General features: G+C 35.1%; 17 protein-coding genes, 1 tRNA gene, 1 other RNA gene and 1 other annotated feature. Of the genes, 7 read left to right on the top strand and 12 right to left on the bottom strand.

Annotated features, from left to right (window positions below):
* Nucleotides 1–154 precede the first annotated feature (154 nt).
* From V7056_RS02290 to tadA, 6 genes are all read right to left on the bottom strand, one after another.
* Nucleotides 155–382 (bottom strand): YaaL family protein, encoded by a 228-nt coding sequence (locus tag V7056_RS02290; RefSeq protein ID WP_088004286.1) that lies wholly within the window; start codon nucleotides 380–382, stop codon nucleotides 155–157.
* Nucleotides 383–405: 23 nt separating this feature from the next.
* Complete coding sequence (recR, locus tag V7056_RS02285; protein ID WP_499698896.1) at nucleotides 406–1,002, bottom strand: recombination mediator RecR; 597 nt, start codon at nucleotides 1,000–1,002, stop codon at nucleotides 406–408.
* A gap of 11 nt (nucleotides 1,003–1,013) precedes the next feature.
* Nucleotides 1,014–1,340 (bottom strand): YbaB/EbfC family nucleoid-associated protein, encoded by a 327-nt coding sequence (locus V7056_RS02280; protein ID WP_499698894.1) that lies wholly within the window; start codon nucleotides 1,338–1,340, stop codon nucleotides 1,014–1,016.
* A gap of 20 nt (nucleotides 1,341–1,360) precedes the next feature.
* Nucleotides 1,361–3,049, bottom strand: a complete 1,689-nt coding sequence (gene dnaX / locus V7056_RS02275; RefSeq protein WP_499698892.1) for a DNA polymerase III subunit gamma/tau — start codon at nucleotides 3,047–3,049, stop codon at nucleotides 1,361–1,363.
* Nucleotides 3,050–3,172: 123 nt separating this feature from the next.
* Nucleotides 3,173–3,440: signal recognition particle sRNA large type (ffs, locus tag V7056_RS02270), an RNA gene on the bottom strand.
* A gap of 70 nt (nucleotides 3,441–3,510) precedes the next feature.
* Nucleotides 3,511–3,996: a tRNA adenosine(34) deaminase TadA gene (gene tadA, locus V7056_RS02265; protein ID WP_499698890.1), complete on the bottom strand. Its 486-nt coding sequence runs from the start codon at nucleotides 3,994–3,996 to the stop codon at nucleotides 3,511–3,513.
* Between the two features lie 83 nt (nucleotides 3,997–4,079).
* Here tadA and V7056_RS02260 point away from each other — a divergent pair, with 83 nt between their 5' ends.
* The 3 genes from V7056_RS02260 to V7056_RS02250 all read left to right on the top strand — a co-directional run bounded on the left by V7056_RS02260 (nucleotide 4,080) and on the right by V7056_RS02250 (nucleotide 6,092).
* Complete coding sequence (locus tag V7056_RS02260) at nucleotides 4,080–4,664, top strand: cysteine hydrolase family protein (RefSeq protein WP_499698888.1); 585 nt, start codon at nucleotides 4,080–4,082, stop codon at nucleotides 4,662–4,664.
* 115 nt (nucleotides 4,665–4,779) lie between these two features.
* Nucleotides 4,780–5,421, top strand: coding sequence for a deoxynucleoside kinase (locus V7056_RS02255; RefSeq protein WP_499698886.1), 642 nt, complete (start codon nucleotides 4,780–4,782; stop codon nucleotides 5,419–5,421).
* Nucleotides 5,418–6,092, top strand: a complete 675-nt coding sequence (locus V7056_RS02250; RefSeq protein ID WP_499698884.1) for a deoxynucleoside kinase — start codon at nucleotides 5,418–5,420, stop codon at nucleotides 6,090–6,092. The genes V7056_RS02255 and V7056_RS02250 overlap by 4 nt, the downstream gene beginning before the upstream one ends.
* A 143-nt stretch (nucleotides 6,093–6,235) precedes the next feature.
* Here V7056_RS02250 and V7056_RS02245 read toward each other — a convergent pair.
* Nucleotides 6,236–6,328: transfer RNA gene (locus V7056_RS02245), tRNA-Ser, on the bottom strand.
* Nucleotides 6,329–6,568: 240 nt separating this feature from the next.
* Here V7056_RS02245 and V7056_RS02240 point away from each other — a divergent pair.
* The 3 genes from V7056_RS02240 to cstA all read left to right on the top strand — a co-directional run bounded on the left by V7056_RS02240 (nucleotide 6,569) and on the right by cstA (nucleotide 10,981).
* The gene (locus V7056_RS02240) at nucleotides 6,569–8,320 is read left to right on the top strand and encodes a LytS/YhcK type 5TM receptor domain-containing protein (protein ID WP_499698882.1); all 1,752 of its coding nucleotides are present in this window, start codon (nucleotides 6,569–6,571) and stop codon (nucleotides 8,318–8,320) included.
* A 3-nt stretch (nucleotides 8,321–8,323) separates the two neighbouring features.
* Entirely contained in the window at nucleotides 8,324–9,061 is a 738-nt protein-coding gene (locus tag V7056_RS02235) for a LytR/AlgR family response regulator transcription factor (protein WP_499698880.1), read from the top strand.
* A gap of 126 nt (nucleotides 9,062–9,187) precedes the next feature.
* Nucleotides 9,188–10,981: a carbon starvation protein CstA gene (gene cstA / locus V7056_RS02230; protein ID WP_499698878.1), complete on the top strand. Its 1,794-nt coding sequence runs from the start codon at nucleotides 9,188–9,190 to the stop codon at nucleotides 10,979–10,981.
* A 55-nt stretch (nucleotides 10,982–11,036) separates the two neighbouring features.
* Here the strand turns inward: cstA and serS are convergent, their stop codons facing one another.
* The 5 genes from serS to guaB all read right to left on the bottom strand — a co-directional run bounded on the left by serS (nucleotide 11,037) and on the right by guaB (nucleotide 17,173).
* Nucleotides 11,037–12,311, bottom strand: a complete 1,275-nt coding sequence (gene serS / locus V7056_RS02225; protein WP_499698876.1) for a serine--tRNA ligase — start codon at nucleotides 12,309–12,311, stop codon at nucleotides 11,037–11,039.
* 70 nt (nucleotides 12,312–12,381) lie between these two features.
* Nucleotides 12,382–12,609, bottom strand: a binding site (T-box leader).
* Nucleotides 12,610–12,658: 49 nt separating this feature from the next.
* Nucleotides 12,659–13,246 (bottom strand): pyridoxal 5'-phosphate synthase glutaminase subunit PdxT, encoded by a 588-nt coding sequence (pdxT, locus tag V7056_RS02220; RefSeq protein ID WP_499698874.1) that lies wholly within the window; start codon nucleotides 13,244–13,246, stop codon nucleotides 12,659–12,661.
* A gap of 12 nt (nucleotides 13,247–13,258) precedes the next feature.
* Nucleotides 13,259–14,143 (bottom strand): pyridoxal 5'-phosphate synthase lyase subunit PdxS, encoded by an 885-nt coding sequence (pdxS, locus tag V7056_RS02215; protein ID WP_088004258.1) that lies wholly within the window; start codon nucleotides 14,141–14,143, stop codon nucleotides 13,259–13,261.
* Nucleotides 14,144–14,276: 133 nt separating this feature from the next.
* A complete protein-coding gene (locus tag V7056_RS02210) occupies nucleotides 14,277–15,629 on the bottom strand; it encodes a serine hydrolase (protein ID WP_499698898.1) in 1,353 nt (450 codons plus the stop codon).
* 80 nt (nucleotides 15,630–15,709) lie between these two features.
* Entirely contained in the window at nucleotides 15,710–17,173 is a 1,464-nt protein-coding gene (gene guaB / locus V7056_RS02205) for an IMP dehydrogenase (protein WP_499698871.1), read from the bottom strand.
* A 116-nt stretch (nucleotides 17,174–17,289) separates the two neighbouring features.
* On the opposite strand from guaB, the gene V7056_RS02200 reads away from it, so the two are divergent.
* Complete coding sequence (locus V7056_RS02200) at nucleotides 17,290–18,249, top strand: YaaC family protein (RefSeq protein WP_499698869.1); 960 nt, start codon at nucleotides 17,290–17,292, stop codon at nucleotides 18,247–18,249.
* Nucleotides 18,250–18,270: the final 21 nt, after the last annotated feature.

Genomic DNA, 18,270 nt, shown 5'->3' with positions numbered 1-18,270 from the left:
AAAACTACCGAAATCATAATTACACTATTCAATACAAAAACTCCCCTCATATAACTTGTACACCTTGTACTAAGATTGTATGAGGGGAGTTTGTATTAAATACCTAAAACAATTAGAAAAGAGTTTATTGCGTACTCAATAAATCAATTATTCGTTACTTCATTTTCGTAATTAGCACATTACGTGCCTTTGCTTCTTTCAATAAGAAGAAATATTTAACTTGTGATAATTTGACATGGATTAACAAATCCTCTGGTGGATCAACACTTCTATCGACTAACTCAACTTGATTCAAATATATATCTTTATAGTCAAGTAATCTTTCTACAAGTTTCTCGTCAAACTCTTTGCGGAGCTTTCCTTTTTTTCGAAAAAAAACCATGGTCTCTCTCCATCAATCAATTTCTAGATTTCTCTTCTACCCTCAAGGGCTTTAGACAATGTTACTTCATCTGCATATTCCAAATCTCCACCTACAGGTAGACCGTGTGCAATACGTGTAATTTTGATACCGGTTGATTTTAACAATCTCGAGATATACATTGCTGTTGCTTCACCCTCAATATTCGGGTTCGTTGCAAGAATGATCTCTTGTACTTCGTCATCTTTCAGCCTATTTAATAGCTCCATAATTTTAATATCTTCAGGTCCAACACCTTCCATCGGAGATATTGCTCCGTGAAGTACATGATATAACCCTACATACTCTCTCATTTTTTCCATAGCGATTACATCTTTTGTATCTTGAACAACACAAATCGTTGTTCGGTCTCTCTGTTGATCGCTACAAATATAACAAGGATCATTATCAGTTATATGGCCGCATTCTGAACAATACAAAAGTTTTCTTTTTGCATCAATCATTGACTTTGCGAAATCTAATACATCATCTTGTTTCATTTCTAACATGAAAAACGCCAGGCGAACAGCCGTTTTGGGGCCAACCCCCGGCAATTTCATAAAACTATCTATTAATTTCGATATAGGTTCAGGATAATGCATACTCTAATCCCCTAAAATAGACCCGGAATATTCATTCCTTTTGTAAATTGACCCATTGTTTTAGATGTTTCAACTTCAATTTGTTTAAGTGCATCGTTAGTTGCAGTTAACACTAAGTCTTGAAGCATTTCGATATCTTCTGGATCAACTACTTCTTCTTTAATATTTACTTCAACGATTTCTTTTAATCCATTAGCTGTAACTGTTACCATTCCACCGCCAGCTGTTCCAACGAAAGTACGTACATTTAATTCAGCTTGTGCTTCTTCCATTTGCTTTTGCATTTTTTGTACTTGTTTCATCATGTTATTCATATTACCCATTCCGCCACGCATCATTATTTATTCCTCCAATATATTTATTCTTTTATTATGACTAAATCCTCACCGACAAGATTAATTGCTTCTTGTACTATTGGTGAAACTTCATTAGTGGTTTCTTGTTGTTTTGTTTGATTTAAATATGAATCCCTAGTAGATTTCCAATCTTCTTCGGGTATTGCTAACATAGTCATTTCTGAACCTAATAATGTAGATAGGGTTTGATTAATAGTCGTAAGATGCTCTTGTTCTCCATTATTATTAATTAAATCACAAATTGTTTCTGATTTAAAAGCAACAATACATTGCTCAGAAGAAGCTGCAACAACTTCACCATAAGAAACCAATGTGGCAGTAGATACTTTATTTTGATATCGTAACTGGTCCTGTAATGTCGGCCATGCTGCCAATACTTTATTTTTCTCTGGTTTGGTAGCCGCACGCAAGACACTTTGTATCATACTATTTGGCACTTTCGAGCGAGTTGCCGTTGATCTAGATTTCGTATTTGAAGCAGTTTCATTATTTGCTGTACTAATTGCTATACCATTTTCTTTTAAATGGTTAATTTCTTTTTCAAGATGGTTTATTTTATTCAGTAAAGCAGTTAATTCTTCTGATTTTTTACCTACATTACTTACAGATGCTTTTTGGCATAGTTGAACGATCGCTACCTCAAGTAGAACCCTTGGATGATTCGTCCATTTCATTTCTTGTTGACTTTTACTTAATGAAGCAATAATTTGATAAATTAAATCATCTTCATATGCCTCTGTTATTTCCTTAAAGCGATCATTCACAGTAGCTCTTTCGAGTAACTCTACAGTACTAGGTGAATGTCTATATAATAGAACATCTCTAAAGTAGACTGTTAAATCTTCAATGAAACGAACTGGGTCTTTCCCTTGGTTCAATAGTTCCTCAATTTTCGTTAAACAAGCTGAGACATTTCCATCTTTAATAGAAGATACAACAGAAATTAAACTTTCTTGAGCAACAGTTCCAGTAACAGATAATACATCGTTTAAGGTAATCAACTGATCACTATACGAAATTGCTTGATCAAGTATACTCAGTGCATCCCTCATACCACCTTCTGCCGCTCTTGATAACATCATCAAAGCCTCAGGATCAATTTCGGTTTGCTGATGGTTTAAGACAACCATTAATCGTTCAGAAATTGTTTGAGCACTAATCTTATGAAAATCAAAGCGCTGACATCTTGAAAGGATGGTTAACGGTATTTTATGAGGTTCTGTTGTGGCTAATATAAAAATTACATGCCCTGGTGGCTCTTCTAATGTTTTTAATAACGCATTGAATGCTCCTATAGAAAGCATATGAACTTCATCTATTATGTACACTTTGTACTTACCTACGGAAGGAGCATATTTAACTTTTTCACGAATGTCGCGGATCTCATCTACACCGTTATTAGAAGCGGCATCGATTTCAATTACATCAGAAATTGAACCATCAGTAATACCTTTACATACTGAACATTCATTACACGGCTCATTAGTTGGTGCGTTTTCGCAATTTAAAGCTTTTGCAAAAATTTTCGCCGTACTTGTTTTACCTGTCCCTCTTGGGCCAGTAAACAAGTATGCATGGGAAACCTTTTGCTGAAGAAGGGAGTTTTGTAACGTTCGTATAATATGGTTTTGACCTACAACGTCTTTAAATTGCTGTGGTCTCCACAAACGATATAATGCTTGGTATGTCAATTTATTTCCTCCTTCTTACAAAGTCACCATTATTATACCCTATGTAGTGATTTCTTGGAAAATTTTTTAAAGAAAACAAAAAAACTCACTCAAATTTATGAGTGAGTTTTTATAAAGTTACTGCCGTGCACCACACTTCGATGCACTACCCCAGGCGTTACTTAAACAGTTAGCTCGGCCCAGGCACCCCTACGGCACACGAGATGGCTCACTTATTGCTGCTTCCTTCCGGACCTGACAAGGTTCGTGAGTTCTCGTTGCGTAGNNGGACCCAGACGTCAACACCACTTATTTAAGGCAGGCCCTAAAGTAGGTACACCTCGGTGTGGAATTCAGTCTCGCTAGAGCGGATTGCGAGTACAGGGCACCGCTACCTCCCCACCTAGCACGGCAAAGTTACAACCTAAATTATCCCGCCATTAGAAGCGGTATTTAAAGTATATACGAACCTAAGTAAAAAATCAATGCTTGTCCTCGTTAGGTAATTTTTTCTTCCTCAACCTTAATGCTCTAAAGAAGTTTGTTAATAATCTGCCACATTCTTCCTCTAATATACCAGTTTCCACATCGCATCGATGATTAAACTGCTCCTCTTGTAGTAAATTATATATCGAACCGCCGCAACCAGCTTTAGGATCTTTTGCACCGTAAACCACCCGAGGAATTCTCGATTGAATGATTGCCCCTGCACACATTGGACATGGTTCTAACGTTACATATAATGTTGTTCCCTCAAGCCTCCATGATTCAATTACTTTACAAGCTTCTTCAATTGCAATGACTTCAGCGTGTCCTAATGCAGTTTGCTTAGTTTCTCTTAGATTATATCCTCGTGCAATTACTTCATCTTTATAAACGATAATGGCTCCAATTGGAACTTCACCCAGCTCTTCAGCTTTCAAAGCTTCCTCTATCGCCATTTTCATAAAAATCTCGTCTTTATTCAAATTTTACACCTCTTTATTTCTATTACTTACAAATATTCTTTATATGAGTAGATAAACTAAACTGTAGAATGGAGTGATTTTGAGTGAATTCTTCCAGTGATAAAAAAAATCCAAAACCTGCATTATTAATGGTTGATTTAATCAACTCATTTTCATTTAAGCATGGTTGTTTACTCGCAGAAAAAACAGAAAATATGATTCCAAATATCAATTTGTTAAGGGATTTATTTATAAAAAGAGATTTTCCCATTATATATGTAAACGATCATTATAAATTAAATAATCCTTCTGCTGAAAAAGTTTTAAAACACTGTACGAACCCATTAAGTTATAACATTATCCAAGAAATTAAACCAAAGAGACACGAATTATGCATTTTCAAACCAAATTATTCAGGCTTTTATCAAACAGAACTAGATCATGAATTAAAAAAACAAGAAGTGACTCATTTAATCATTCTTGGAGTCGCCGGTAATCGCTGCGTACTTTTTACTGCTAACGACGCATTTATGCGAGATTATAACTTAATTATACCTTACGATGCAATTTCCTCTATTACTGATTACGATGAGAAAGTTGCGGTCTATATGATGAAGGATATATTAAATGCAAAATTGATTCTTTCTCAGGAAATAGAATCAGTCATAAATGAATTATTTAAAAATTAGAACAATAAAATTGGAAATTTTTTAAAATTGTATTCCACCTGTCCGCAGTATGTTAAAATAGTTTCTGTATGTTTAAGCGTATGATACGGAAATTGACTAGTAAGGAGGACAAGAGATGATACATGTACCTTTTATTACAGTAGAAGGACCTATAGGTGTCGGAAAAACATCTCTATCCAAAGCGATCTCTGAGCACTTTCATTATGAATTATTGAAAGAAATAGTAGATGAAAATCCATTTTTAGGTAAGTTTTACACAGACATTGAAGAGTGGAGTTTCCAAACGGAAATGTTTTTCCTATGCAACCGATTTAAACAATTAGAAGATATTGATAAAATGTTTCTTAAAAAATCGATACCAGTAGTTGCAGACTACCACATCCTTAAGAATTTAATCTTTGCAAGCAGGACGTTAAAAGATCAACAGCACGATAAATACTTAAAAATATATCAGATTTTAACAGAAGATATGCCAAAACCCAACGTAATTATCTATTTAACAGCTAGCCTTGAAACACTTCAAAAGAGAATTGAGCTCCGAGGCAGAGAATTTGAAAATTTAATTGAAGACCAATACCTTATACAATTAATAGAGGATTACGAGTTACACATGAAAGAATTTCAGTTAAAACACCCTGATATTCCAGTACTAAGATTCGATGGAGATCAAATTGACTTCGTAAATAATCCAAGAGATTTGACGATGATCCTTGATACATTAGAAAACACCTTACAAAAGGAGCTAAGAAGCATATGAATTTGCGCGAAAAATACGGAATACGAAATGACGCAGTGATCACAATTGCCGGAACAGTTGGGGTAGGTAAATCTACTATGACTAATGCTTTAGCGAATGCATTAAACTTTCGTACATCATTTGAAAAAGTTGATACGAATCCATATCTAGATAAATTCTATCAAGATTTTTCTAGATGGAGTTTCCATTTACAAATTTACTTCTTAGCAGAACGTTTTAAAGAGCAAAAAAGAATGTTCGAATACGGTGGAGGATTTATCCAAGATCGTTCAATTTACGAAGACACTGGAATCTTTGCGAAAATGCATTATGAAAAAGGTACAATGAGCGAAGTTGATTACGAAACATATACTAGCTTATTTGATGCAATGGTTATGTCTCCATATTTTCCAACACCAGACTTATTAATCTATTTAGAGGGAACATTTGACGAAGTAGTCGAGCGTATTAAAGAACGTGGACGTCCAATGGAACAACAAACTCCAATCGATTATTGGAAGGAAATGAACTCTCGTTATGAAAACTGGATCAATAACTTTAATGCTTGCCCAGTACTTCGTTTAAGCATTAGAGAATATGACCTAATTAAAGACGAAACATCTGTAGAAGAAATTATCAAGAAAATTGGTAATGTGTTAAATCATTCTCAAAAATATATCAAATCTAGATAAGAAATAGTAAAGCTGTTTACTCTATACCCAATGAGTAAACAGCTTTTTAAATTTCTCCATTTTTAAACAACAAAAAACTCGTTACCATAAGTAACGAGTTGACAATCTCCGATATATGTATGCGCTCCGTTAAAAATCAAAAATGGAGGAGTAAGAGGGATTCGAACCCCCGCGGGCTGTTACACCCCTGTCGGTTTTCAAGACCGATCCCTTCAGCCAGACTTGGGTATTACTCCGTTTTGACAAGATTTATAATATCATACTGAAAATACATGGTCAAGCATTTTCCTCAAAAAAATTATAATGTTTTTTCTTTTCACCCTTTAATCTATTCACAGTTCGTAATGTAAAAAAAGAGCCTTGTTTACTCTTATATTTTAACTAAGAGTTATTTAAATATACATAGAAAAATCCATTACTTATAATAGAAATATCAATTTATTTATGTCAAAAATTCTTGTAGGAGGAGAAAAGATTTGTTAGAGTTACTACCTTTAATGTTAGAACGCGTTGGAATTTTAGTCATACTAGCGCTATTACTTTCTAGAATGAAATCTTTTCGCCAAGTTATTCAGAATGAGCATTCCGTAAAAGGAAAATTTTTGTTAATTCTGATCTTCGGCGCATTCGGCATTGTTAGTAATTATACAGGCGTACATATTTATCAAGATTCCATTATGTCTCAAACTTGGCATTTTAATGTAGATAGTCATAATGCAATTGCAAACACACGAATTATGGGTGTTGCGATTGGCGGTTTACTTGGTGGTCCATTTGTCGGATTTGGCGTTGGACTAATTGCGGGTCTCCATAGATTAACCCTTGGTGGTTTCACAGCCTTTGCATGTGCTTTTTCTACAATATTGGCCGGAATTATAACAGGATTTCTAGGAAAAAAATATGGTATTCAAAAAAATAACTCCTTATTAAGGGCTGTCATTATCGGTATTTTAATGGAGTGCATTCAAATGGGAATTATTCTACTTGTCGCAAATCCTTTCGATGCAGCCTTGCACTTAGTACAATTAATTGCTTTTCCTATGATTGCCATTAACGGATTCGGAACATTCATCTTCATATTAATCATTCAAAATATACTTCAGGAAGAGGAGAAAACAAGGGCACTGCAAACAAATAGAGCTTTATTTATTGCCCAGCAAACACTCCCCCATTTTAGACAGGGATTAACGACTCACTCAAGTGCTGAAGTTTCAAGAATTATTTTCAGACTTACAAATGCAGATGCTATTTCAATTACTGATCACGAACAAGTCCTGGCGCATATCGGCGCTGGCTCTAACCATCACAAACCATTACAGAGTCTATCTACTAGACTAACTAAAAAAGTCCTTGAGCAAGGTGACGTTTTTATCGCAAATAGTAGGGAAGAAATTCAGTGTTCTCATGAAAATTGTCCATTACAAGCAGCAATTGTACTGCCATTAAAAGCATCGAATAGAACTGTAGGGTCCTTGAAATTATATTATCGAGACCCAAGTAAACTCGATATAGTTGAACAAGAACTGGCTGATGGATTAAGTAAACTTTTTTCAACCCAATTAGAATTAGCTGAAGTAGAGTTACAAAGAAGACTATTAAAAGATGCAGAAATAAAAGCTTTACAAGCACAAGTACATCCACATTTTTTATTTAATTCGATTAACACAATCTCTAGTTTGATTCGAACAGATTCTGATAAAGCTAGAAAATTACTAATTCATTTAAGCACCTTTTTCCGAAATAATTTACAGGGAGCAAGACAAACACTAGTACCACTTGAAAAAGAACTTGAGCACGTTGAAGCATATTTAACCTTAGAGCAAACCCGTTTCCCTAATAAATTTACTGTCGATTTTGACATTGAGCCAAGCTTGCGTAATGCTATGATACCTCCTTTCACATTACAACCTCTTGTAGAAAATTCAATTAGACATGCATTTTCAAAAGAGAAAAAACTAAATGTAGTTGTCAGTGCCTATAAGAATAAAGGAAAAATGATCCTTCTTACTGAAGACAATGGTAAAGGTATCCCGACTGCTTTACTAAAAACAATTGGTAATGAAACAGTACAGTCAAAAGAAGGAACTGGCACTGCCTTATGGAATATAAAGAAACGTATTGAAGAGATTTATGGTCAAAAAGAGAACTTTCAAATAGACTCAGATCTTGGATTAGGGACAAAAGTTTATATAACGCTACCTCTATCCGAGGAGAACTTGGAGGGATAATATTTGTTAAAAGCATTAATAGTCGATGATGAGCCATTAGCACGTGACGAACTAGCTTATCTATTAAAGAGAAGTAAAGAAGTAGATATCGTAGCTTCAGTCGATACAATAGAAAGAGCATTGGAGGAAGTTCATTCAAATCCGGTTGATGTAGTCTTTTTAGATATTCAGTTAGCTGATGAAAGTGGGTTAGATTTGGCTGAAAAATTACAGAATTTAGATCAACAACCTGCCATTGTGTTTGCAACAGCTTTTGATGAGTATGCCTTGAACGCTTTTGAACTACAGGCAATTGATTACATATTAAAACCCTATGATGAAGATAGAATTTTAAAAACGGTAGAAAAGATTAATAGGCTGGCTTCTCCTCATGTAAAAGAATCGCTACAGAAGAAACAAAAACGCCATTTAAAACAAGATAAGCTCGCAATTACTGTAGATGAACGAATACTATTAGTTACATTTGAGGAAATTCTATATATTTATACACTTGATGGTAAAACAGTCGTTGTGACTGAAAAATGTTCATATCAAGTAAATGATCCATTAATAAGTATAGAACGTAAGCTTCAAGACACTTCATTTATACGTGTGCATCGTAGCTACATCGTTAATATCGATCAGATTATTGAAATTCAACCTTGGTTTCATTCGACCTATAATCTAATTATGTGTGACAACGAGAAAGTTCCTGTAAGTCGTACTTATACTAAGGAACTAAAACTGCTTTTTGATTTTTAGATTGTATTTCAAATACCCTATTTTGCAATTCGTCCTGTTATTTATGCAATTCATATTGAAAAGAAGATGTTGGCATTTTCATAGAGTAATATAAATGATATAAAAACAGGGGAGGACTTGATAAAAATGAATGCGGTTACAATTGTTATTGCTTCCATGTGTATATTAATGATTGCCTATCGTTTATATGGAACTTTCATAACGGTAAAGGTATTAAAGCTAGATGACTCTAAAGCAACGCCCGCCCACGAGTTGAATGATGGAAAGGATTATGTACCTACAAATAAATGGGTATCCTTCGGTCATCACTTTGCTGCGATTGCTGCCGCTGGTCCACTAGTAGGACCAATTTTAGCTGCACAATTTGGTTATCTTCCAGGCCTACTTTGGCTCTTAATAGGTGCAGTTATTGGTGGAGCAGTACATGACGCGGTTGTGTTATTTGCCTCTATGCGTAAAAAAGGTAAATCATTATCAGAAGTAGCAAAAGAAGAATTAGGTCCCGTAGCTGGCTTTTGTACAGGCCTGGCAATGCTATTTATTATTACGATTACAATGGCCGGCCTTTCAATGGTAGTGCTTCATGCGCTAGAAAACAATCCTTGGGGCACCTTTGCTGTAGGTATTACAATTCCAATTGCTATGGGCGTTGGATTACTATATAAAAAGACAGGTAACTTAAAACTAGCGTCTACAATAGGATTTATTTTATTAATGGTTGGTGTATTTATGGGACCAACCATCCAAGAGACTGCTCTTGGGGAATTTTTAACATTTGATACAAAAACTTTAGCTATTATTCTACCAGTCTATGCATTTTTTGCTGCAGCATTACCAGTATGGTTATTGCTTGCACCACGAGATTATTTGAGTAGTTTTATGAAAATCGGTGTCTTTATTGCTTTAATTATCGGTGTGTTTATTATCAATCCAGTTATTGAATTCCCAGCATTTACAAAATTTACTGGTGGTGGCGGTCCAATCCTTGCAGGACCAGTATGGCCCTTCATATCTATTACAATCGCTTGTGGAGCGATTTCTGGTTTTCACGCTTTCGTAGGATCAGGTACGACTCCTAAAATGCTTGATCGATGGAGCGATATTAAAGTCGTAGGATTTGGCGCAATGCTTGTTGAGTGCTTAGTTGGAATTATGGCACTTATCGCTGCTACAGCTCTTCAACCGGCTGATTATTTTGCAATTAACTCAACTCCAGAAGTGTTTAAAACGTTGGGTATGGATGTCGTTCATCTTCCTGAACTTGCAAAAGAAATTGGATTAAATTTAGAAGGTCGTACAGGTGGAGCCGTTACACTAGCAGTTGGTATGTCTTATATCTTTACCTCAATTCCTTGGTTTAGCCATTTAGCATCATACTTCTTCCAATTTGTAATCATGTTTGAAGCAGTATTCATTTTAACTGCAATTGATGCTGGAACTCGTGTAGCACGTTACTTAATTCAAGATTTCTTTGGAGAGTATTATAAGCCTTTAAAGAAAACCGATTGGCTTCCAGGATCAATATTTGCAAGTGCCCTAGCTTGTTTTATGTGGGGATACCTCTTATTTTCTGGAGACATTGGGTCAATTTGGGCACTATTCGGTGTATCTAACCAGTTAATGGCTTCAATCGGCCTAATCATTGGTGCGACAGTCATATTAAAAATTGCTGATAAACGTTGGTATATGTTAACATGTCTTGTCCCACTCGCGTATTTATTTGTCACTGTAAACTATGCAGGATATTGGATGGTTAAAAATGTTTATCTAAATCCAGATGCTGCAGGATACAGCACTTTAAATGCAATTCTTTCAATCATCATGCTAGTTCTTGGTATGATCATACTAATTTCTGCAATTAAAAAATGGTTGGATATGTGGAATACCCCTCAATTTAAAATGAATACTAAAACATTATAAATAAAAATGCAGGTTGTCACAGAAAAATTAATTCTCGTGACAACCTGCTTATTTTTTATTTAATAACTTCTTTTCCACCCATGTATGGACGAAGTATTTCAGGAATGACAACTGAACCATCTGCTTGTTGGTAGTTTTCTAAAATAGCAGATACTGTACGACCAATTGCCAGCCCAGAACCATTTAATGTATGAACAAATTCTGGCTTTCCTTTCGGCTCACGACGGAATCGAATATTCGCACGTCTTGCTTGGAAACCTTCAAAATTACTACAAGAAGAAATTTCTTTGTAAGCATCATAGCTTGGTAACCAAACTTCAATATCATAAGTTTTTGCAGAAGAGAAACCAATATCACCAGCACACAATGTGATAACACGGTATGGTAATTGTAATAATTGAAGAACTTTTTCCGCATGAGCTGTTAATTTTTCTAATTCAATATAAGATTCTTCTGGTTTAACAAAACGAACAAGTTCAACTTTATTAAACTGGTGCTGACGAATTAAACCTCTTGTATCACGTCCAGCAGATCCTGCTTCAGAACGGAAGCATGCACTATAAGCTGTATATGCAATCGGTAATTGAGAACCGTCTAAAATCTCGTCACGATGGTAGTTTGTAACTGGTACTTCCGCAGTCGGTACTAAGAAGAAATCTTCTTTTTCAATACGAAATGCATCTTCTTCAAATTTTGGAAGCTGACCAGTACCAATCATACTTGAACGATTTACAAGGTTTGGAGGTAACATTTCTGTATAACCATGCTCTTCAGTATGAAGATCTAACATAAAGCTAATTAGAGCACGCTCAAGTTTTGCGCCTAGACCTTTGTAGAATGTAAAACGGCTACCTGTAACTTTAGCACCTCGCTCAAAATCTAGAATGTCTAGATCTACGCCTAAATCCCAGTGTGGCTTCGGTTCAAATTCAAAAGTACGAACTTCACCGATTCTACGTATTTCTACATTATCATCTTCAGTTAACCCTTCAGGAACTGAATCACTTACTAGGTTTGGAATTGTAAATAGAATTGCATCCAGTTGCTCTTCTAACCCTCTAATTTCTTCATCTAGTTCTTTAATTTTGTCGCCAACTTCACGCATTTCAACAATTAAAGCCTCAGCGTCTTTTTTCTCACGCTTTAAAACACTTATTTCTTGGCTAACTTCATTACGGCGACTTTTTAATCCTTCAACCTCAACAAGTAGTTCTCTACGCTTTAAATCCAAGTCTTCAAATTTTTCAATATAGCTTACATCTCCACCACGTAACTCTAATTTTGCTTTTACATCTTCAAAATTGCTACGTAATAACTTAACGTCTAACATTTTCATTCCTCCTATTTTCTTAGTTGTCTAAAGGATGTTAAAAAAGAATACAAAAAAGCCCTCATCCCTATAAAGGGACGAGAGCTACCCGCGTTGCCACCCTAATTGAAGAATTATAAATAATCCTTCCACCTTAGTATAGTTTAACGGACTATATAACCGGAGTTATTTACTAACTAAAATCAGTATTCCACAACTCGCTCAAGAATGGATTCACAAGACTTCATTATCGGTTTTCACCAGCCACCGACTCTCTGGAAATTAAGAACTTGTTACTATTTTCTTTCATCGCTTTAGACAATTAAATTTTATTATAATTTACTATAAGCTTTTACATTTTTCAATAGCTACATACTTAAATTAGCATTTTTTTCTTTAACCATGCTTACAAAGTAATTCATTAAGCGATAATCGTTTGTTAATTCTGGGTGGAACGATGCAGCCAACATATGGTTTTGTTTAACAGCAACAATGTTACCATCATGCTCTGCTATTACTTCCGCATCCCCAGATACTGAACGAATAAATGGTGCTCTAATGAATACCGCCGGGAAGTCTTCACATACTCCTTTTATAGGAATATTTACTTCAAAACTATCGACTTGTCTACCAAATGCATTACGCTCTGAAACCATATCCATTACGCCTAGGTGTACTGTATCATCATTTGCAATTTCTTTTGAAAGCAAAATCATGCCAGCACATGTACCAAATGCAGGTAAACCATTTTCAATTTTATCTTTTAATGGTTGTAGTAAACCAATGTGGTCAAGTAACTTACGCATTGCAGTACTTTCTCCACCTGGTAACACAATCCCATTTAATCCTTCTAAATGCTCTACACGCTTCACAATTACCGCTTCGGCACCTGATGCCTTAATTGCATTAATATGTTCTTGAACTGCTCCCTGTAAAGCTAATACACCAATTTTCATCGTGTCACCAACTTAAATGCTACGGTCTTGCATACGATCAGCAGCTGCAAGTTGTCTCATATCGATACCTTTCATAGCTGGACCTAAGTTTTTAGAAAGGTTTGCAATTAATTCATAATCTTGGTAGTGAGTAGTAGCTTGTACAATCGCACTAGCAAATTTCTCAGGGTTTTCTGATTTGAAGATACCAGATCCTACGAATACTCCATCAGCGCCTAATTCCATCATTAACGCTGCATCAGCAGGAGTTGCTACTCCACCAGCTGCAAAGTTAACTACTGGTAAACGGCCAAGTTCTTTAATTTGAAGTAATAATTCATATGGAGCGCCAAGGTTTTTGGCTTCAACCATTAATTCATCAAGTGATAATCCAACAACTTTACGGATTTCTCCGTTAATTTGGCGTAAGTGACGAACTGCTTCAACAATGTTTCCTGTACCTGGCTCACCTTTCGTACGAAGCATAGATGCACCTTCACCGATACGACGAAGTGCTTCACCTAGGTTACGGCAACCACAAACGAATGGAACTGTGTAATCAGATTTATTAATGTGGAAGATATCATCAGCAGGTGATAATACTTCACTCTCATCAATGTAGTCTACTCCCATTGCTTCTAAAACGCGAGCTTCTACGATATGTCCTATACGCGCTTTAGCCATTACAGGAATGCTTACTGCGTTTAAAATTTCTTCAGTAATACTTGTATCAGCCATACGAGCAACTCCACCAGCTGCACGAATATCAGATGGTACTTTTTCTAAAGCCATAACTGCAACTGCACCAGCTGCCTCTGCTATTTTAGCTTGTTCAGCATTTACTACGTCCATAATAACGCCGCCTTTTTGCATTTCTGCCATGCCACGTTTTACACGATCTGTTCCTGTTAAATTCATTGTCTTGCCCCTCCATTATTAGAACATTCTAGGTAACAAAATTATTTACGATTTTCTCCCATTGAAAAGTTACCTAATTCCCATTTTACTGAAAAATGGTCAACTTAACAATTGAAGATACAGTATTTTATAATTATTTAAATAATCCACCAATGCCATCAACGATACTTCCCCATAAATTCCCAAAGAAAGAACCAATTGCTCTAAATGTTAATACAAACCAATTTGCTTTTTCTACGTCTTTATTTACTACTAAATCAAATGATTTTTCACTACTTGTAGTAATAAAGCCCAAATCATCTTTATTTGAAGATTTAACGATTATTTCTCCTACTTTCGTGTTCTTTTTAATTGGAGCAATAATATTACCATCTTCATCTATATTTTTTCCAGATAATTTAATCTCTGCTTTATAATTTTTACCTTCGCCACGCTTTACAGCTAATGTAAGTGAATCTTTCGCTACAACACTTACTTCTTTTTCTTTACCTTTGATTACTTTAACTGTTTTATTGCCTTTAACAGCTTGGCCTTTTTCAACTAATGTAATTTTCTCGAAGTTACTGAAACCATAATCCATTAATTTTGCTGTTTCACTGAAACGTGAATTGTATGAATCTGCCCCCATAACAACAGAAATATAACGTTGACCGTCTCTTTCAGCCGTACCTGTAAAACAAAATCCAGCAGAATCAGTTGAACCTGTTTTTAAACCATCCATACCTTGGTATTCGAAAACTAATCCTGGTAACATCCAGTTCCAGTTTTCCATTTTAACAGGATACTTCTTGCCTTCTTGGAAGATTTTTTTTGGGATTGATGAAGTTTCAAGTACTTCAGGATAATCGTTTAATAAATAGTATGCTAATTTAGCCACACCTTTAGCACTCAAAATATTCTCATCAGAAGGAGATGTACCTTCTGGGTGCATACCCTGTAAATCTTTATTAACGAGACCAGTTGCGTTAACAAACTTAGCCTCACCTAGTTTTAATTCTTTTGCTTTGTCATTCATAAGCTGAACGAAATTTTTCTCTGAACCGCCAACTAATTCAGCTAATGCGATTGTTGCGCCGTTCGCAGAATAAATTGCTGCAGCTTCGTATAATTCTTTAACTGTATATTTTCCACCTAGTTCTAATGGCACATTAGATAAACCAGTGTTTTGTGAAATTTTATGTGCATATTCTGATACTGTTACTTTTTGATCCCATGAAATTTTCCCATCATGAACGGCATCAATTACAAGATATTCAGACATCATTTTTGTCATACTCGCTATTGGTAAAGGAGTATTTGAATTTTTTTCGAATAATATTTTTCCAGAGTTTGAATCTACTAATATCGCCGCATCTGCCTTAACTCCTAATACATCTTCTGCAGCAACTAGTCGTAAGTTTACAGGGATGACTAAAGCAAATGCTAGTGTTAATACAACTAGTTTTTTTAGTATGTTCTTTCCAATCACTTTCTTACCTCCACTCATTTTTTTCATCTTTGTACATTTTAACATAATTATTTCCCAAAAAATAGGCAACTACAATTTCTTGTAATTGCCTAATGAAATCATGAAGAGTAATTTGGTGCCTCTTTCGTGATATGAACATCATGAGGATGACTTTCTCTTAATCCAGCTCCAGTCATTCTAATAAATTGTGCATTTTCTCTTAATTCTCTTAAAGTAGGTGTTCCACAGTATCCCATACCTGCACGAATACCACCTATTAATTGGTGAACTGTGTCAGCTAATGGACCTTTGTAAGCAACACGTCCTTCAATACCTTCTGGAACTAACTTTTTATTACCTTCTTGGAAATAACGATCTTTACTTCCACGTTCCATAGCGCCTACAGAACCCATACCACGATACACTTTAAATTGTCTTCCTTGGAAGATTTCTGTTTCGCCTGGGCTTTCTTGAACTCCTGCAAACATGCTACCTAACATAACAACATGTCCACCAGCTGCTAAAGCTTTAACGATATCTCCAGAATATTTAATACCACCATCAGCGATAATAGGTACACCATATTCTTTAGCTACAGATGCGCAATCATATACTGCTGTTAATTGAGGTACACCAACACCAGCTACTACACGAGTTGTACAAATTGAACCTGGCCCGATACCAACTTTAACAATATCAGCACCTGCTTCAATTAACTCTTTTGTTGCCTGTGCAGTTGCAACATTTCCAGCGATAATAGCTAACTCTGGAAATTTACTTCTAATTTCTTGCACTTTTTCAATAACGCCTTTTGAATGACCATGTGCAGTATCTATTACTACTACGTCAACGCTAGCTTTTACTAAAAATTCTACTCGTTGAAGGGCATCTTTTGTTACGCCTACTGCTGCTCCTACTAATAGGCGACCTTGTTGGTCTTTTGCAGAGTTAGGGAACTCAATAACCTTTTCAATATCTTTTATCGTAATTAAACCTTTTAAAATTCCATTTTCATCTACTAGGGGTAACTTTTCGATTTTATGCTTTTGAAGAATTTTTTCAGCTTCTGCAAGTGTAGTTCCTACTGGAGCAGTTACTAAATTTTCCTTAGTCATAACATCAGAAATCACTATTGAGTAATCTTGAATAAAGCGAAGATCACGATTTGTAAGAATACCAACCAATTTTTTGTTATCTGTATCATCTACAATCGGTACACCTGAAATACGATATTTTCCCATTAAATATTCTGCATCTGCTACTTTATGAGTCGGTGTAAGGAAAAATGGATCATTGATTACACCACTCTCTGAACGCTTAACTTTATCTACTTGTTCAGCTTGTTCTTCAATTGACATATTTTTGTGAATAATACCTAATCCACCTTGTCTAGCCATGGCAATTGCCATCTCAGCTTCAGTTACAGTGTCCATACCAGCACTAATTAGAGGTATGTTTAACTGGATTTTATCAGTTAATCTTACACTTACATCAACTTGGTTTGGAAGTACTTCAGATTTTGCTGGAACTAATAAAACATCATCAAATGTAAGTCCTTCTTTTACGAATTTCGATTCCCACATTAAAAAAGCCCCCCTATATGCGTATAAATATTATTAGTAGATTAACAATAGGATATAACACTGTCAAGGAAGTCAAGTTATGTTTAAATATTCAGTTAATAAGGAGTCTCACTCATATGCTATATCCATATAATAATGTATGGGATGAACTATGCTACTTTAGCTCTGCTCAGTATTCAAAAAGTTACTTACAAACAAAATATGAGCGCTTTCATTCTATAGATAAAAAATCAAAGGCATTTCATAATGCGTATCCCTTTTTGTATTATATTGAACATGGGAAAAGTTATTTTCTTGCTGCTCAACATTCACAAATAAACGTAAAACCAACATTACTATTTTACGGATTAGTTCAATTAATTAAAGCTTGTATCCTGACCGTGGATCCTAACTACCCCAGTACTACTGCCATTTTAGCTCACGGAGTGACATCTAGGAAAATTAAAAAAACCGGATACTCTTTTTTAGAAGATGAAGTGAAAATACAAAAAAATGGATTGTTTACTCATGCAGCAAAAGAACTATTTAATATTACAAATTTAGACGGTGAGAAGTTTATGATGCTTCAACTACTTCAATCAATACCTGAATTAAGTACTCTATTGAAAATGACAAGAAAGGGTAGTGCATTTGTTCCTGTTGATTTTGATCATGATACGATTGTCGTTCCCGAACAAATTTTATCTTCCTACCATTTTACCGCAGAGCGTTTTATAACATTTCTTCAATCGAAGCAAAGTACAGTAAATATTGACCTTATTTCCCAAGATGCTAGACACATCAAAATCAAGTCAACTGATAATGAAAAACTTCTTAGAAATGCACCCTTTTATTTTAATTTATCTAATCAAAGTTATCATTTAAAGACTCAAAAGGAATCGTTGATGATTTTACCTGAATTACTTTACCATTACTTGCTTCTTTATAATTTAAGCATGATTTGCAGATACGAAACTGATTGGTGGTGCGAGCTATTACAAACATTTTCTACCGATGATTATCCCCTAATCAATCAATTTCTAACGTCAACTGAACAAAAAATCCCTTTTTTAATTCACCGTTTATTAACTTTATAAAATACAAAAAAACATCAGCCA

The organism is Bacillus sp. JJ664 (genome assembly GCF_036962205.1).
Lineage (GTDB): Bacteria > Bacillota > Bacilli > Bacillales > Bacillaceae_G > Gottfriedia.
The sequence above is the reverse complement of the archived record's forward strand: the minus strand, read 5'-3'. Positions and strand labels throughout refer to the sequence as shown.

Bases quoted from the DNA above. Each gene is read 5' to 3' on its own strand.
- V7056_RS02290 (WP_088004286.1), bottom strand. From the start codon at position 382: ATGGTTTTTTTTCGAAAAAAAGGAAAGCTCCGCAAAGAGTTTGACGAG.
- recR (WP_499698896.1), bottom strand. From the start codon at position 1,002: ATGCATTATCCTGAACCTATATCGAAATTAATAGATAGTTTTATGAAA.
- V7056_RS02280 (WP_499698894.1), bottom strand. From the start codon at position 1,340: ATGATGCGTGGCGGAATGGGTAATATGAATAACATGATGAAACAAGTA.
- V7056_RS02255 (WP_499698886.1), top strand. From the start codon at position 4,780: ATGATACATGTACCTTTTATTACAGTAGAAGGACCTATAGGTGTCGGA.
- V7056_RS02250 (WP_499698884.1), top strand. From the start codon at position 5,418: ATGAATTTGCGCGAAAAATACGGAATACGAAATGACGCAGTGATCACA.
- cstA (WP_499698878.1), top strand. From the start codon at position 9,188: ATGAATGCGGTTACAATTGTTATTGCTTCCATGTGTATATTAATGATT.
- serS (WP_499698876.1), bottom strand. From the start codon at position 12,311: ATGTTAGACGTTAAGTTATTACGTAGCAATTTTGAAGATGTAAAAGCA.
- pdxT (WP_499698874.1), bottom strand. From the start codon at position 13,246: ATGAAAATTGGTGTATTAGCTTTACAGGGAGCAGTTCAAGAACATATT.
- pdxS (WP_088004258.1), bottom strand. From the start codon at position 14,143: ATGAATTTAACAGGAACAGATCGTGTAAAACGTGGCATGGCAGAAATG.
- V7056_RS02210 (WP_499698898.1), bottom strand. From the start codon at position 15,629: ATGAGTGGAGGTAAGAAAGTGATTGGAAAGAACATACTAAAAAAACTA.
- guaB (WP_499698871.1), bottom strand. From the start codon at position 17,173: ATGTGGGAATCGAAATTCGTAAAAGAAGGACTTACATTTGATGATGTT.
- V7056_RS02200 (WP_499698869.1), top strand. From the start codon at position 17,290: ATGCTATATCCATATAATAATGTATGGGATGAACTATGCTACTTTAGC.